Genomic DNA, 16,004 nt, shown 5'->3' on the forward strand with positions numbered 1-16,004 from the left:
GAGATTATCAATGAGGAGCTATCGATGACCACCTCACGCGCTGCAGTCGCCGGACTCGCCGGGACGCTCGCCCTCACCGGGCTCGCGCCGCTGGTGTGGGGGTCGACCTACGCAGTTACCACTACTTTCCTGCCGCCGGAGCGGCCGATGTTCACCGCGGTGATGCGGGTGCTGCCCGCGGGCCTGCTGCTGCTGGCCATGACGCGGAAACTGCCGCACGGGCAATGGATTTGGCGGGCCTTCGCGCTCGGCGCGCTGAATATCGGTGTCTTCACGGCCTTTTTGTTCGTTGCGGCCTACCGGCTGCCGGGTGGGGTGGCGGCGGTGCTGGCCGCGTCCGCGCCGCTGTTCGCGGTCGGATTCGCCGCGCTCGCCGGACTCGAACAACTCACCCTCCGCAAAATCGTTGCGGCGGTGATCGGATTGGCCGGCGTGGCGCTGGTCGTCCTCAAGGCGACGGCGGCCCTCGATACCTGGGGCATCCTCGCCGGATTGGGCGCGGCTGTCGCTATGGGCAGCGGCACCGTGCTGACCAAGCGCTGGAGTCGTCCGGACGGGGTCAGTCCGCTGGCCATGACGGGCTGGCAATTGACCACGGGCGGAATCCTTTTGCTGCCGGTGGCGGCCATCGCGGAGGGCATGCCGCCCGCGCTGGACGCCCGCAATATCGGCGGCTACCTCTACCTGGGCCTGATCGGCACGGCCATCGCCTACGCCCTCTGGTTCCGCGGCATCGCCAGGACCAGCGTCACCTCGGTGACCTTCCTGGGCCTGTTGAGCCCGGTGTCGGCCACCATCATCGGCTGGGCCGCGCTGGGCCAGTCGTTGACCCCGCTGCAACTGCTGGGCATCGCCGTCGTGCTCGGCGGCCTACTACTCGGCCAGATCGGCGGCGGCCCGGCGAAGCCCGCGGCCAAGCCGGTCACCGACACCCCCAAGACCAGTCTCGCGGCCTGACCCGCCGCACTCTCGAAGGAGCGAAAGACCATGCAGATCACCGTGTTCGGAGCCAGTGGAGACGCCGGGAGCCGGGTTGTCGCCGAGGCCCTGCGCCGCGGTCACCAGGTGCGGGCCGTCGCCCGCACCGCCGACCGGTTGCGCGAACTACCGTCGGAGGTCGAGGTGTGGACCGCCGACGCCACCGATCCCGCCGCCGTCGAGAAGGCCAGTGCCGGAAGCGATGTCGTGATCGGCGCGACCCGCCCGGCCGTCGGGCGCGAGCACGAACTCGCCGAGGTCGCCGCAGCGCTGCTGGAGGGCTTGGCGGACAGCGGAATCCGGTTGCTGGTCATCGGTGGCGCGGGCAGCTTGATCGTCCCCGGCACCGGCCTGACCCTCACCGAACAGCCCGGCTTCCCGGCGGAACTGCTCGCCATCGCCGAGGGCGGCAACCGCCAGCTCGAGGTGTTCCGAACCACCGAGCACGCGGTGAACTGGACCTACCTCAGCCCGGCCGCCCTGTTCGAACCGGGCGAGCGCACCGGTGTTTTCCGGCTCGGCGCCGACGACCTGCTCTCGGATGAGCAGGGCAATTCCGCGATCTCCATGGAGGACATGGCGATTGCCCTGCTCGACGAGATCGAGCAGCCCCGCCACCATCGCACCCGGATCACCGTCGGTTACTGAAAACATCTGCCGTACATACAGAGAACGGGGCGTGACCGAATCCGGTCACGCCCCGTTCTTGTAGTTCCAGTGTCAGGCGATGTGGAAGCCCGCGCCCGCCCCGCCGTGGCGATCGATATCGGCCAGCACGGCGGTGATGTTGGTGGCCAGTTCCGGCTCGTGGATCAGATTGCCGCCACCGGTGCACAGCGGCAGCTCGATGCTGATCGGCCCGGCGTCGAAGTCGGTGCCCGCCACCACCATTCCGACCAGCTGGTCGCCGCGCAGCACCGGCGCACCGGAGTCACCGTGGTTGGCGCACACCTGGCTGCGGAAGGACAGGGCCTTGGATTCCCAGACCGGTCCGCAGGTGAAGCCGGTGGTGCGGCCGTTCTTGCAGACGGTCTCACCGATCTGCGGCGGCGCCCCGATGGTATTGATGGTCGACTGCGCGACCGACCGGGTCGGGTTCACCCGATCCGGGTTGAACACGATGATGCCCCAGTCCATCTGCTCGCTCTTCTCGGCGATGACACCGATGCCGCCGCTGCGGGTGTACTCGGCCGCGACGCGCGCGCCGACCTCACCGCAGTGGCCGGCGGTCAGGCCGACGAGCTGATTCTTGTTGTCGTAGCCCACGGCGGTGAGGGTGCAATCGCTGACCTGGTCCGTGGTCGTGAGGTCCTCGACGTACACCCCGGAACCACCGCCCAGCACCACCGGCGCGGCCGCGTCGGCGGGTCCGGCGAACACCAGCACGGCGCTCGCGGCGGTGACGGCGACGGCCGCCCAGTTCAGGACTCGGGCGCGGCCCGCAGAGAGCATTTGGATTTTCCTCATCCCCCCGAAAATCGAATCGTGCGCGCGCGGTAATCGGGAGTCCGGCAGCGCGCACGCGGAGCATGTCATGCCGGTAACCGAGAAGCAAGTCTCCGGCGGTCGACCGATCCGGCGACCTATTCGGAAGGCATTATCCGCCAACCGGTTCCGACGTGACGAAAACGGACTTGGCCGTGTCGGTGCCCCGTGATAGAACTCCGGACAGTGGTGATCGCACCACGGAGTGCAACCGGAGCGGCCATTCATGCGCGGCCGCTGCCAAATGGGGAGAATTTTCAATGGCTTTCTCGGGCAAACTTGCCTTGACCATGTTCGTTTCGGCTGCGGCCGTGCTGGTTACGTCGCTGGGGGCGGGCACCGCCAACGCCGAGCGCGGCCCGGACGGCTCGCTGTACGGCTCGCTCGCGCTGAGCACCGACGGGGGGACCTTCTACGGCGCGGCCTGGAACTACCCGAACTGGCGTTCCTCCGACGCGGACGCCATCAACCAGTGCGCGCACGGCGGCTGCAAGGTGCTGTCGCAGTTCCGCGACGGCTGCGGCGCCATCGCCGAAAGCGCCGATCACACCTACTACTACGGCGGTTCGGGCAGCAATCGCGCCGACGCCGAGAACGACGCCATGAACCGGCTGACCAACTTCATGCCGAACCCGCCCGCCATGTTCGGTAGCTCCGCGCCCGCCAAGCAGTCCGTGCACATCCGCTACACCCAGTGCACCGACGGCGCGTAAATTAGCGCTTGACCTTGACGCTACGTCAACTTGCATCCTGAATTCGTCGAGGAGAACGAGGGGATACGAAAGGCCGGAACGTGAGTGCCGAATGGTCGATCCAGGAATTAGCGAAAGTGGCCCACACCACAAGCCGCACGCTGCGGCATTACGGTGACCTCGGGTTACTGCCGCCGAGCCGGATCGGATCCAATGGCTATCGCTATTACGACCAGGAATCCCTCGTGCGATTGCAGCGCATCCTTTTGCTCCGCGAACTCGGTCTGGGCCTACCGGCCATCGCCGAAGTCCTCGCGGGGCAAAAGGACACCGCGACCGCCTTGGCTGCACATCTGGAATTGCTGAAACAGGAGCAGAACCGGATCGCGCGGCAAATCGCCTCGGTGCAAACCACATTGCGCAAGACGGAAGCAGGTGAACAGCTCGTGGCAGAACAGGTATTCGACGGATTCGACCACGCCCAGTACAAGGACGAGGTCATCGAGCGCTGGGGCGAGGACGCCTGGCGCAACAGCAACGACTGGTGGTCGTCCAAGACCGACGCCGAGAAGAAGTCGTTTCAACAGACCCATCTCGACATCGCCGCCGACTACGGGCGCGCCCACGCGGCGGGCCTCCCGGTCGACAGCGACGAGGTGCAGGCCATCGTGCAGCGCCACTACGACTGGGTCAGCTCGGCACCCTCGGCCGGTGAGATCACCGGCCAGTACTTCAACAACCTCGCCGACATGTACGTCGGTGACCCGCGCTTCGCCGCCAACTACGACAAGCACGGCGCGGGCACGGTCGAGTACGTCCGCGACGCGATCCGCGTCTACACCGCCACGCGGCTGTAGCCGGAAAACCTCGCACCGCAGCCCCTTTCGGCACCCGCCGAGAGGGGCTGCGGGCGTCTGCGGTTACCCGCCCGATAACCCGTTCGTGCATGTCAGCGCCCCGGAGTACAGTTCGCCGGGAGTGTTTCAGGGGAGGAGACCCGATGAGTTATCCGTACGGTTCGTCAGGCCAGAACGGTCCGCAGGATCAGCCGCAACCGGGCTTCGCGCCGCTGGAATACCCGCCGCAGTCGGGCCTGCCGCCCATCGAGATTCCGCCGCAGTCCGGCTATCCCCAGCAGCCCGGCTATCCGCCTGCGGGTTATCCCCAGCAGCCCAATGCCGCGTACCCGGCCTATCCCACGCCGCCGGTGTATTCGCCGTATGCCATCCAGCAGACCAAGGCGAGCGGCGGCACCGCGATCACCGCCGGGGTACTGGCAATGATCGGGGGCGTGCTGTCCATCCTGGCCGGGATCATCGTGTGCATCGCCGGAATCGTCGTGAACGACCACAAGTCCTACACCGACAACGGCCGCTACTACGCCGATGACGAGTCGGGGCTGATGGCCGTGCTGATCGGTCTCGGCGTGCTCGTGCTGGTGATCGGCGTGCTGTGGTGCGTCGGGGCCACCATGCTGTTCCTGCGCAAGGCCGCCGGGCGCTGGATCCTGATCGTCATGTCGGCGATCGCGTCGGTGCTCGGACTCATCGGCTTCGTGATGCGCCCGGGTTCGGGCGCGATCGGTCTGATCTTCTCCCTCGCCATTCTGGTGCTGGCCGCGGTGCCGCTCACCGGCCGCTGGATCGCGGAGGGCAAGCAGACGGCTGCCCCGGCGCAGCCGTACTACCCCTACTACTGATCAGGCCGTTGTACTGATCAGGCGGCGCACATCGACTGCATGACCCCGCGCAGGATCGGCGCGCCGTAGGTGGCGGGCGCGAAGGCGATGGTCTCGGCGATGCCCAGCGGCGTCGTGATGGTCGAGGCCACGCCGGTGAAGCCCGCGATGGTGTTGCCGACGGTCAGCAGCAGGCTGGTGGTGTCGAGCGCGAAGGTGATGAGCGCGAAGACGTTCTCCACCTTCACATCTCCCAGGGCGACGGTGTTGAGCGCGCGGCCCTCGTAGATGTCGAAGCCCAGGTTGGCCAGGAAGGTGAGCGGGCCGTAGTCCAGCGCGTCCACGATCGGCCCGAGCTGCTCGGTGCGGCGCAGCATCATCACGTCGGCGACCCGGTTGCTCTGCAGGAAGCCTTGCAGCGCAGCGGCATTGGCATTGACCGCGGCCGGATCGATCGGCAGCGACGCCGTGGTGAGGAAGTTGCGGGTGCGCTCGACCAGGTCGCTGGTCTTCAACTCGGCGATCGGGGTGCAGGTGCCGTCGGCCTTCATCACCTGATTGGCCAGATCGACGAGCGGCTGCGGCAGATCGACATGCTCATCGGGCAGATCCAGCTGCAGCTTCCGATAGACGGTGTGCGCGTCGCAACCCACCGACAGCTGCGACTGCACCGCGCGGGCAAGCGATTTCACGCCGTTGAACAGCGCGCCCACGATCGGCTTGAGCACGAAGCCGACGGTCGGCACCAGGCTGGCGGCGAACTGGGACGGGATCTTCACGATCCGGGTGGCGAGGATGAACACCTCGACCACATCGCGCACCTTCAGCTGCGAGACGGCGATGGTCCGGTGCACCTGCCCGGTGCGCACGGCGTCGAGGCTGTTGACGAGGTAGGTGACGATCGGGTCGTCGAGGAACTGGGTGCGGTCGTTCACCTCGTCCGGGCTCAGCGGCAGGAAGCCCTGCCGGTGCACGTGCACCGACGCGATGTTCTGCCGGAAGTCGTTGACGGACTGGTCATAGGCCGCCTGCTGCTCACCCGGCACGACCGTGCGAATGGCGGTGGCGGCCGCGCTGATGATGTCGTCGAAGGTGGCCGCGCCGGGCTTGCCGCACAGATCGCCCCCATCGGCGATCTCGGCGGCGGCGAGGGTGTCGCCGTCCTCGGCGCGGGCCGGGGCTGCGCCCGGCACCAGGGCGACCGTGCCGAGCACGGCCGTAATGGAGAGCGCGCCCACGAGTGGGGCGAGGCGAGCGAGGCGCATGGTCATCAGGTCTTCCGGGTCTAGCTGGCGTCACGTCCGCGCAAACACACGGCAAAAACTGGTCGTCCGATCAGTTCGGGTCGTTATGTAATACGGCTCTGATGACGCAACCGGCAGCGCTTTCGTGAACTCTGCGCAAAAAGATCTCGACCAATCCCGCTCACCGGGATGACGCCGATCACGTCGCGGCCTACTCTCGCGAGGTTGGCCCCCGGTCCCGGCAAAGCCCTGGCATCGGCCCTTCGCAAAGGCTGCCAACCCACCCCGATGGAGCCCACGCGCGCTTTCAGGTCGTGCCGGTAGTCTGGGCAGCCGTGACCGTCGCATCCCCGTTCGATCTCATTGTTGTCGGCTCCGGTTTCTTCGGGCTGACCATCGCGGAACGCACCGCCAAGCTGCTCGGCAAGCGAGTTCTGGTGGTTGACCGCCGCTATCACTTGGGCGGTAACGCCTACTCCGAAGCCGACCCGGAAACGGGCATCGAGATCCACAAATACGGGGCTCACCTCTTCCACACCTCCAACAAGCGGGTGTGGGACTACGTCAACGAGTTCACCGAGTTCACCAACTACCAGCACCGCGTCTTCGGCCTGCACAAGGGCCAGGCGTACCCGCTGCCCATGGGCCTGGGCATGATCTCGCAGTTCTTCGGCCGCTACTACTCCCCGGACGAGGCCCGCGCGCTCATCGCCGAGCAGTCGGCGGAGATCGACAGCGCCGAGGTGACCAATCTCGAGGAGAAGGGCATCTCGCTGATCGGCCGCCCGCTCTACGAGGCGTTCATCCGCGACTACACCGCCAAGCAGTGGCAGACCGATCCCAAGGAACTGCCGTCGAGCATCATCACCCGGCTGCCGGTCCGCTACACCTTCGACAGCCGCTACTTCAACGACACCTACGAGGGTCTGCCCAAGGACGGCTACACCGCGTGGCTGTCGAAGATGGCCGACAACGACCTCATCGAGGTCCGCCTGGACACCGACTGGTTCGACGTGCGCGACGAGATCCGCGCCGCCAACCCGGACGCCCCGATCGTCTACACCGGTCCGCTGGACCAGTACTTCGACTACAGCGAGGGCGAACTCGGCTGGCGCACCATCGATTTCGAGACCGAGGTGCTCGAGACCGGTGACTTCCAGGGCATCCCGGTGATGAACTACAACGACGCGGATGTCCCCTTCACCCGCATCATCGAGCCGCGCCACTTCCACCCCGAGCGCACCGGCTACCCGAACGACAAGACGGTCATCATGCGCGAGTTCTCGCGCTTCGCCCAGACCGGCGACGAACCGTACTACCCGATCAACACCCCGGACGACCGCGCCAAGGTGCTCGCCTACCGCGAGCGCGCCAAGGCCGAAACCGCCTCGAACAAGGTGCTTTTCGGTGGCCGCCTGGGTACCTACCAGTACCTGGACATGCACATGGCCATCGGCGCCGCGCTCAGCATGTTCGACAACGTGCTGCGCCCGCACCTGGAAACCGGTGCGCCGCTGGTGGACTCCGCCGAATGACCGCCCAACTGACTCGGGAAGACATGAGCACCGAGACCCGCGCCGTATCCCTGCTCCAGCGCGTCATCCTGCCCCGGCCGGGTGAGCCGCTCGACGTCCGCAAGCTGTACCTCGAGGAATCCGAGACCAATGCCCGGCGCGCGCATGCCATCACGCGCACCGCGCTGGCCATCGGCGCGGAGTCCGAGGTCTCCTTCTGCACCTACTTCAACGCGGTCCCGGCCAGCTACTGGCGACGCTGGAGCGTGCTGAAGACGGTGGTGCTGAAGCTGGAGCTGTCCGGCCACGGCCGCGTGGACGTCTACCGCTCCAAGGCCGACGGCTCCCGAATCCACGTGCAGGGCAGCGAGTTCAGCACGCCCGGCGACGGCGCGGCGGCCGCGGACTTCGTCGAGTTCGAGGTGGATCTGGGCCCGTTCGAGGACGGCGGCTGGATCTGGTTCGACATCACCACCGACAGCCACGTCGAAATGCGCAGCGGCGGTTGGTACGCGCCGGTCGAGGCGCCGGGTGAGGGCAGCATCGCCGTCGGCATGCCGACCTTCAACCGCCCGACCGACGCGGTGAAGACGCTGACCGCGCTCGGCTCGGATCCCTTGGTGCTGGAGAAGATCAAGGCCGTCATCATTCCCGACCAGGGCAACCGCAAGGTTGTGGACGAGCCCGGCTTCACCGAGGCCGCGGCCCGCCTGGGCGGTCGCCTGGCGATTCACGATCAGCCGAATCTCGGCGGCTCCGGCGGGTACAGCCGGGTCATGTACGAGGCGCTCAAGACCACCGATGCCGAGTTCATCGTCTACATGGACGACGACATCGAGATCGAGCCGGACTGCATCCTGCGCGCGCTGGCCTTCTCGCGTTTTGCCAAGTCGCCCATCCTGACCGGTGGCCAGATGCTCAACCTGCAGGAGCGTTCGCACCTGCACACCATGGGCGAGATCGTGGACCGTTCCATCTTCATGTGGACCGCGCCCGCGACCGTCGAGTACGACCACGATTTCTCCAAGTACCCGCTGCGCGACCGCGACAACTCCAAGCTGCTGCACCGGCGCATCGACGTCGACTTCAACGGCTGGTGGACCTGCGTGATCCCGCGGCAGGTGGCCGAGGAGATCGGGCAGCCGCTGCCGTTGTTCCTGAAGTGGGACGACGTCGAATACGGTTTGCGCGCACGCGAACACGGCTACCCGACCGTCACCTTGCCGGGTGCGGCCGTGTGGCACATGGCTTGGTCCGACAAGGACGACGCCATCGACTGGCAGGCATACTTCCACCTGCGCAACCGCCTCGTAGTCGCCTCGCTGCACCTGCCGAACGACGGTCGCCCGATGGTGGTCAACACCATCAAGGCGACCCTGAAACACCTGCTGTGCCTGGAGTATTCGACGGTCGCCATCCAGAACGAGGCGATCCGCGACTACCTGGCGGGCCCGGACAAGCTCTTCGAGCTGCTGCCGTCCGCGCTGGGCAAGGTGCACGCCATGCGCAAGGAATTCCCGGACGCGGTGATCGTGCCGTCCTCCACCGAACTGCCGATGGCCTCGCATGCCGAGGTCGGCGCGGTCGGTGAGCCGGGCAATCCACTGGCCAAGGTGACTCGCCTCGGCAAGGGCGTGCTGCACAACTTCCGCAAGGCCAACCCGAAGCATCACGAGACCCCGCAGCTGAACGTCCCCACGCTGGACGCGCGCTGGTTCCTGCTGTCGCAGGTGGACGGCGTCACCGTTACCACCGCCGACGGCCGCGGCGTCGTCTACCGTAAGCGGGATCCGCGAAAGGCCATGGAGCTGTTCAAGGAAGCGATGCGCCTGCGCAAGGAGCTGGCCGAGCGCTTCCCGGAGGTGCGTGAGCAGTATCGTCGCGCGCACGCTCACCTCACCAGCAAGGCCGCGTGGGAGAACGTCTTCGGTATCGATACTGAATCAAGGAACGAGCCCAAATGACGGCTGCACAGCCAACTTCGAGCCCGGACCGCGGACTGCACGTGGTCCCGGACGCACCGGCGGCCCCGGTCGCGTCCCCGGCCGAGGTCAAGATCATCAACCTGGTGCAGGGCACCATCGGTCAGAACCCGCAGGTCATCAAGGCGGCGCGGGGAATGTCGCACTTCGGTGAGCATTCGCTCGGCTGGATCGGCATCGCCGCGGTCGGCGCGCTGGTTGACAAGCCGCGCCGCCGGGAGTGGGCCGGGGTCGCCGTCGGCGCGTTCGGCGCGCACGCGGCGAGTGTCGTGATCAAGCGGATCGTCCGCCGCAAGCGTCCGCACGACCCGTCCGTGCAGGTCAACGTGTCGACGCCGTCGAAGCTGAGCTTCCCGTCCTCGCACGCGACATCCACTACGGCGGCGGCTGTGTTGCTCGGCCGACTGACCGGGCTACCCTTGCCTGCGGTGCTCGTCCCGCCGATGCTGCTCTCCCGGGTCGTCCTCGGCGTGCACTACCCCACCGACGTGCTCGCGGGTTCGGCGCTCGGCGCCGCATCGGCGGCCGCCGTGCTCGCCGCCGAAAAGAGACTCTCGAAGTGACCGCCCAGGAAAGAGCCATCGTTGACATGAGCGAAGAGCCCACCAGCACCGACCTAGCCGAGGCGGTCATCAAGGGACCGCCGAAGACGTTGAGCGGCGGCCTGATCAAGGCCATGCGCCCGCGTCAGTGGGTCAAGAATGTGCTGGTGCTGGCCGCGCCGCTGGCCGCCGGCAAGACCGCGACCGGCGATCTGGTGATCACCGACCTCACCGTGCTGTGGCACGTCGGCATCGCCTTCGTGGTGTTCTGCCTGGCCGCCTCGGGCATCTACCTGGTCAACGACGCCCTCGATGTCGAGGCCGACCGGGCGCACCCGACCAAGCGGTTCCGGCCCATCGCCGCCGGTGTGGTGCCGGTGAACCTGGCCTACGTGCTGTCGGTGGTGCTGCTGGCCGGCTCGATCCTGCTGTCCTTCGTCGCGAACTGGCATCTGGCCGTGGTGATGGCGGTCTACATCGGTATCCAGCTGGCCTACTGCTTCGGCCTCAAGCACCAGGCCGTGCTCGACATCTGCATCGTGTCCTCGGGCTTCCTGCTGCGCGCGGTCGCGGGTGGCGTGTCCTCGGATATCCGTCTGTCCCAGTGGTTCCTGCTGATCATGGCCTTCGGCTCGCTGTTCATGGCGACCGGAAAGCGCTACGCCGAGTTGAAGATCGCGCTCGACACCGGTGCGAAGATCCGCAAGTCGCTGGAGTACTACACGCCGACCTACCTGCGTTTCGTGTGGACCCTGTCCGCCACCGCGGTGGTCGTGTTCTACGGTCTGTGGGCATTCGAGCAGGACAAGACCAAGGACACCATCTGGTTCGCCATCTCGATGATCCCGTTCACCATCGCCATCATGCGATACGCGGTGGATGTCGATCGCGGCGAAGCGGGTGAGCCCGAAGAGATCGCCCTGGGGGACCGGGTCCTCCAGTTCCTCGCAATCGCCTTGATCGGAGCGGTAGGTGTCGCTGTCTATCTCACCTGACGTGGTAGAGGGAGAAGAGCGAGAGGTGGGCGCGCCGACGGCACAGTTGCCGCTCGGTCGCGCCCGTCGGCGTGCGGACGATGGGCCGCGCGGCTTCTCGCGACTATCCCGCGCCACGTTCATCGGTGGGATCGTGCTGACCGCGACGCTGTTCGCGGCCGGTGCGTGGCAGCGCCGCTGGATCGCCGACGACGGCCTGATCGTGCTGCGCACGGTCCGAAACCTGCTGGCGGGCAACGGACCGGTCTTCAATGCGGGCGAACGCGTCGAGGCCAACACCTCGACGGCGTGGACCTTCATCGTCTACTTCTTCAGCTGGCTGACGCAGGCCCGGCTCGAGTATGTGGTGCTCGGCATCGCGCTCACGCTGTCGGTGCTGGCCATCGTGTTCGCCATGCTCGGCACCGCGCGGCTGTGGGGCGGAACGCGTTCCGCGCTGCTGGTGCCCGCGGGCGTGCTGGTCTACATCGCGCTGCCGCCGGCCCGCGACTACGCCACCTCGGGCCTCGAGTCCTGCCTGGTCATCTTCTGGCTGGCGGTGCTCTGGTGGGGCATGGTGCGCTGGAGCCAGGCCGAGAAGGTCCGGCCCGCCGCCTTTTTCGCCCTGGTCTTCTTCGCCGGACTGGCTCCGCTGATCCGGCCGGAGATGACGCTGGTCGGCGCGCTCGCGCTGGCCATGCTGTTCTGCGCGCCGGTGCCGGATACCCGCCTTAGGGCCTGGTTATTTCGAGTGCTGGTGGTGGGAGTGGCCGGGCTGGTGCCGATCGCGTACCAGATCTGGCGGATGGGCTACTACGGTCTGCCCTACCCGAATACCGCGGTGGCCAAGGACGCCGGTGGCGCCAAGTGGCACCAGGGCTTCATCTATCTGTGGGATCTGGTCGGTCCGTACTGGCTCTGGCTGCCGCTGCTGATTCTGCTGATCGCCGGGCTGGCGCTCGCGCGTCAGCGCCGCGCGGACGGGGCCGACGGTCGCCACGCGGTCACCGAGGAGACCTCGAAGTCGGGTCTGCGCGGACGGATTCACCGTTTCAGCGTCTGGCTGCGTACCCCGGCCGCGGTGGTCACCCTCATGCTGGTCAGCGGTCTGGTGCTGACCGTCTACGAGATCCGCGTCGGCGGCGACTTCATGCACGGCCGCATGCTGCTGCCGCAGCTGTTCTGCCTGACCCTGCCGGTGGCGGTGCTGCCGATCCGGTTGCCGCGGCGCTCGGCCGAGCGGCCGTCCGGAATGCGCGGGCTGGATTGGGTTTTCGTCGTCGTGCTGGCGGCCTTCGCGGGCACGGCGGTCTGGGCGCTGTTCGCGGCCAACACCACCGCCATCACCGCGGGCACCAAGATCCGCGCCAACGGCATTGTGGACGAGCGCATCTACTACGTGCTCAATACCGGTCACGACCACCCGATCACGGCCGAGGACTACCTGGACTACCCGCGCATCCGCGCCATGGTCCGCGATATCGCGAACTCGCCGGACGGGGCGCTGCTGCTCAACTCGCCGTCGTTCATGAACTGGTACCTGGTGCCCGCGCCGGTGCCGGACGGCAACAAAGAGCACGTCGTCTTCTTCCTGAATCTCGGCATGACCAGCATGAACGTGCCACTGGACGTGCGGGTCATCGATCAGATGGGCCTGGCGTATCCGCTTGCGTCGCATACCGATCGGTTGACCGACGGCCGCATCGGCCACGACAAGAACCTCTACCCCGACTGGGTGGTCGTGGACACCGGCATGGTGGACCGGCACCCGTGGATGCCGTGGTTCCTGGACGAGAAGTGGTCGGACGAGGCGCGCACCGCCCTGTCCTGCCCGGACACCCAGGCGATGCTGGCCTCCTCGCGGGCCCCGCTGACGTTCGATCGCTGGCGGCACAATCTGATGCAGGCGTTCACCTTCGCCAAGTACCGCATCGATCGGGTGCCGAAGTACGAGATCCAGCGCTGCAACCTGGTGGATCCCACGTTGCCGCCGCCCGCGCCCCCGAAGTAGCGCGACCGGAGTAGCGAGATACGAAGCCCCGCATCCACACCGGATGCGGGGTTTTCTCTTGCGCGTGAGGGGGTTTGACCGAAACGTCACGGTCGGGACGCGAGATATGGGATGCTGTCTCGATTTGGTAACACCCCGGCGTGGGTTTCGCGATAAGCTCCGCGAGTACTCCCGTTGCCGACCCAGAAATCCGCTGTGCGGCAACGGTTGTCGCAATACGATTCCGGGCGGGTAGCAGGGAGGCCCGGGGCGCACAGATGGAAGGCCGAATATGCGGGGCGTGACGGTTAAGGGCGGGGCGCGGAGCTGGTTGCGCAAGACGGTGCTGGGCGTCGCCCTGGCAACCATGGTGCCGCTGGGGGTTTCGGTCCTCGGCACGGCGCCGGCGCAGGCCGCCTACAGTCCGGACGGCATGGACTTCTACGTCGACTCCGTGATGGGGCCGATCAAGAACCGCGTCTTCCGCGCGGCCGACGGCAATACCAACCGGGTGGTCTATGCGCTGGACGGGGAACGCGCGCGGGACGACCTCAACGGCTGGGAGGTCAATACCGATGTCGCCCATGCCCTGACGGCCGCCAATATCAATGTCGTCATGCCGATCGGCGGCCAGTCCAGCTGGTACGCCGACTGGAACTCGCCGAGCACCTTCCTCGGGCTGCCCGCGGGCACCGCCTCGCAGCAGTCCGGATCCGGTATCACGCAGGCACTTTCGGGTGGCCCGGGCAAGTCCTACACCTACAAGTGGGAAACGTACCTGAGCCAAGAACTGCCCAACGCGCTGCGCGATCGCCTCAGCTTCAGCTCGAGCCGCAACGGCATCTTCGGGCTGTCCATGAGCGGCGGCTCCGCCTTCATGCTGGCGGCGTTCCACCCGAACCAATTCTCCTACGCCGGTTCGATGTCCGGCGCGCTGGACCTGTCGCTGCCCGGCATGCGCGACGCCATCCGGGTGGCCATGGTCGACGCCGGCGGCTACAACGTCGACGCGCTGGCGGGTCCCAAGGACCTCAAGTGGCAGCACCTCGATCCCTTCCAGTTCGCGCCCAAGCTGAAGGCCAACGGCACCCACCTGTTCATCTCCGCGGGTAGCGGGCTGCCGGGTTCGGTCGGCGACATCAATGCCACCGTCATCCAGGCCATGGGGATCGAGGCGGTTTCGCTGGTGGGCACCAAGGCCTTCCAGGCGCGCTGGGCCGCGCTCGGCGGCGGCAATATCGTCGCCGACTATCCGGCCATCGGCGTGCACAACTGGAAGAACTGGGAAGGCGAGATGGGCCGGATGATTCCGGACCTGTCGAACAACATCGGTTGATACCGGAGCCCATGCCTAGACTTTGCTGAGAGTTGGCGCGCGCCTTGGTCATTCGCCGCGAGTGATAGGGGATGCTGAAGGCGCGCAGTGAGGTTCGTGCAGTCTGGAGTGATAGCTGTTGAGTATGAGTCTGCGGGGGTCGAATTCGACTCGGGAGTCGCATCCAGGCACTGATCTGCGCCACATTCCGCGCCGAGCGTGGCGCTCGTCACTTTCGTCACGATCGGATAACACCCCGTTTGCTCATCCGCGATAGGGTCGCCGAGACCTCTGCCGGAGTCACGAGCATTCGGCGAGACCGAACCACAGGAAAGGCCGGACAAATCAATGCGAGGCGATAGACGTCAGAGATCCCGCGGTTGGCTCAAGAACTCCGTGGTCGGATTGGCTCTGGCGATTGCACTGCCGTTCGGGGTGTCGGCGGTGGGCGCCGGGACCGCGAGCGCGGCACTCGACCCCAGCGGCTTCGACTTCTACGTCGACTCGGCCTCCATGGGCCCGGTCAAGTCGCGCGTCTTCCGCGCGGCCGACGGGAACACCTCCCGCGTCGTCTATGCCCTCGACGGCATGCGCGCCGGGCAGGACCTCAGCGGCTGGGAGATCAACACCGACATCACCCACGCGCTGACCGCCGCGAACATCAACGTGGTCATGCCCATCGGTGGTCAGTCCAGCTTCTACGCCGACTGGAACGCGCCCAGCAGCATCCTCGGCGAGGGTGGCGGCAGCGGCTCGGCGGGCTCCTCCTCGCTGTCCTCCTCCGGCTCGGCCTCGGGTTCGTCCTCGGGCTCCGGCGCCTTCCAGCTGCTCGGTGGCGGCCCCGGCAAGAGCTACCGGTACACCTGGGAGACCTTCCTGTCCCAGGACCTGCCGAACGCGCTCAATGCGCGACTGGGCTTCAGCAAGACCCGCAACGGCATCTTCGGTCTGTCGATGGGTGGATCCGGCGCGCTGACGCTGGCCGCCTACCACCCGGACCAGTTCAGCTTCGCCGGTTCGTACTCCGGCTACCTGAACATCTCCGCCCCCGGCATGCGCGAGGCCATCCGCATCGCGATGATCGACGCCGGCGGCTACAACGTGGACTCGATGGCCCCGCCGTGGGGACCGCAGTGGCTGCACATGGACCCGTTCGTGTTCGCCCCGCGCCTCAAGGACGCCAACACCCGCCTGTGGATCTCCGCCGCGAGCGCCATCCCGGGTGCGGGTGACGTCACGGGCATCATGCCGGTCATCCAGGGTGTGCCCCTGGAGGCTCTCGCCCTGGTGAACACCCGTGCCTTCCAGGCCCGGATGCTCTCCATCGGCGCCAACAACGTGAACTACGACTTCCCGGCCACCGGTGTCCACAACTGGAACAACTGGAACGCCGAGGTCTACCGGATGATCCCGGACCTCTCGAACAACATCGGGTAGTCCAGAGCTGTCTCGAAACGAAGCCCCCGTCCGTTGCCGGACGGGGGCTTCTTTCATGATCTTTCGCGACTCGCCGCAGTGACCACCGGGGACACGCCCGCCTGGTCATCCGATACTCGTCTGGTAGCGAAGATGAGTTCTGCGTGATCAGTGTTCTGCTCAAACCGAGAAGG

General features: G+C 66.8%; 14 protein-coding genes. 12 read left to right on the forward strand and 2 right to left on the reverse strand.

Annotated elements, in window-relative coordinates; translation table 11 throughout:
- The first annotated feature begins 24 nt into the window (after positions 1–24).
- Together ACYVN4_RS15630 and ACYVN4_RS15635 are read left to right on the forward strand one after the other, a co-directional pair.
- Positions 25–957 (forward strand): EamA family transporter, encoded by a 933-nt coding sequence (locus ACYVN4_RS15630; RefSeq protein ID WP_460721618.1) that lies wholly within the window; start codon positions 25–27, stop codon positions 955–957.
- Between the two features lie 30 nt (positions 958–987).
- Positions 988–1,626 carry an NAD(P)-dependent oxidoreductase gene (locus ACYVN4_RS15635; RefSeq protein WP_460721620.1) on the forward strand — a complete coding sequence of 213 codons (639 nt, stop codon included), beginning with the start codon at positions 988–990 and terminating at the stop codon, positions 1,624–1,626.
- A gap of 72 nt (positions 1,627–1,698) precedes the next feature.
- Here the strand turns inward: ACYVN4_RS15635 and ACYVN4_RS15640 are convergent, their stop codons facing one another.
- Complete coding sequence (locus tag ACYVN4_RS15640; protein ID WP_460721622.1) at positions 1,699–2,430, reverse strand: S1 family peptidase; 732 nt, start codon at positions 2,428–2,430, stop codon at positions 1,699–1,701.
- Between the two features lie 293 nt (positions 2,431–2,723).
- Here ACYVN4_RS15640 and ACYVN4_RS15645 point away from each other — a divergent pair, with 293 nt between their 5' ends.
- The 3 genes from ACYVN4_RS15645 to ACYVN4_RS15655 all read left to right on the forward strand — a co-directional run bounded on the left by ACYVN4_RS15645 (position 2,724) and on the right by ACYVN4_RS15655 (position 4,854).
- The gene (locus tag ACYVN4_RS15645; protein ID WP_460721624.1) at positions 2,724–3,176 is read left to right on the forward strand and encodes a DUF4189 domain-containing protein; all 453 of its coding nucleotides are present in this window, start codon (positions 2,724–2,726) and stop codon (positions 3,174–3,176) included.
- A gap of 80 nt (positions 3,177–3,256) precedes the next feature.
- Complete coding sequence (locus tag ACYVN4_RS15650) at positions 3,257–4,012, forward strand: MerR family transcriptional regulator (protein WP_460721626.1); 756 nt, start codon at positions 3,257–3,259, stop codon at positions 4,010–4,012.
- A gap of 143 nt (positions 4,013–4,155) precedes the next feature.
- A complete protein-coding gene (locus tag ACYVN4_RS15655) occupies positions 4,156–4,854 on the forward strand; it encodes a hypothetical protein (protein ID WP_460721628.1) in 699 nt (232 codons plus the stop codon).
- A 17-nt stretch (positions 4,855–4,871) separates the two neighbouring features.
- Here the strand turns inward: ACYVN4_RS15655 and ACYVN4_RS15660 are convergent, their stop codons facing one another.
- Positions 4,872–6,104 carry a hypothetical protein gene (locus tag ACYVN4_RS15660; RefSeq protein ID WP_460721630.1) on the reverse strand — a complete coding sequence of 411 codons (1,233 nt, stop codon included), beginning with the start codon at positions 6,102–6,104 and terminating at the stop codon, positions 4,872–4,874.
- Between the two features lie 308 nt (positions 6,105–6,412).
- On the opposite strand from ACYVN4_RS15660, the gene glf reads away from it, so the two are divergent.
- The 7 genes from glf to ACYVN4_RS15695 all read left to right on the forward strand — a co-directional run bounded on the left by glf (position 6,413) and on the right by ACYVN4_RS15695 (position 15,831).
- Entirely contained in the window at positions 6,413–7,612 is a 1,200-nt protein-coding gene (glf, locus tag ACYVN4_RS15665) for a UDP-galactopyranose mutase (RefSeq protein ID WP_460721632.1), read from the forward strand.
- On the forward strand, positions 7,609–9,555 hold the full coding sequence (locus ACYVN4_RS15670; RefSeq protein WP_379359445.1) for a glycosyltransferase: 1,947 nt from the start codon (positions 7,609–7,611) through the stop codon (positions 9,553–9,555). The genes glf and ACYVN4_RS15670 overlap by 4 nt, the downstream gene beginning before the upstream one ends.
- Positions 9,552–10,136 carry a phosphatase PAP2 family protein gene (locus ACYVN4_RS15675; protein ID WP_460721634.1) on the forward strand — a complete coding sequence of 195 codons (585 nt, stop codon included), beginning with the start codon at positions 9,552–9,554 and terminating at the stop codon, positions 10,134–10,136. The genes ACYVN4_RS15670 and ACYVN4_RS15675 overlap by 4 nt, the downstream gene beginning before the upstream one ends.
- A 26-nt stretch (positions 10,137–10,162) precedes the next feature.
- Complete coding sequence (locus tag ACYVN4_RS15680; protein WP_460721636.1) at positions 10,163–11,110, forward strand: decaprenyl-phosphate phosphoribosyltransferase; 948 nt, start codon at positions 10,163–10,165, stop codon at positions 11,108–11,110.
- Positions 11,111–11,156: 46 nt separating this feature from the next.
- Complete coding sequence (gene zomB, locus ACYVN4_RS15685; RefSeq protein ID WP_460722689.1) at positions 11,157–13,100, forward strand: flagellar motor control protein ZomB; 1,944 nt, start codon at positions 11,157–11,159, stop codon at positions 13,098–13,100.
- A gap of 271 nt (positions 13,101–13,371) precedes the next feature.
- On the forward strand, positions 13,372–14,415 hold the full coding sequence (locus tag ACYVN4_RS15690) for an alpha/beta hydrolase (protein ID WP_460721638.1): 1,044 nt from the start codon (positions 13,372–13,374) through the stop codon (positions 14,413–14,415).
- A gap of 327 nt (positions 14,416–14,742) precedes the next feature.
- Positions 14,743–15,831 (forward strand): alpha/beta hydrolase, encoded by a 1,089-nt coding sequence (locus ACYVN4_RS15695; protein ID WP_460721640.1) that lies wholly within the window; start codon positions 14,743–14,745, stop codon positions 15,829–15,831.
- Positions 15,832–16,004: the final 173 nt, after the last annotated feature.

The organism is Nocardia heshunensis, assembly GCF_054782115.1.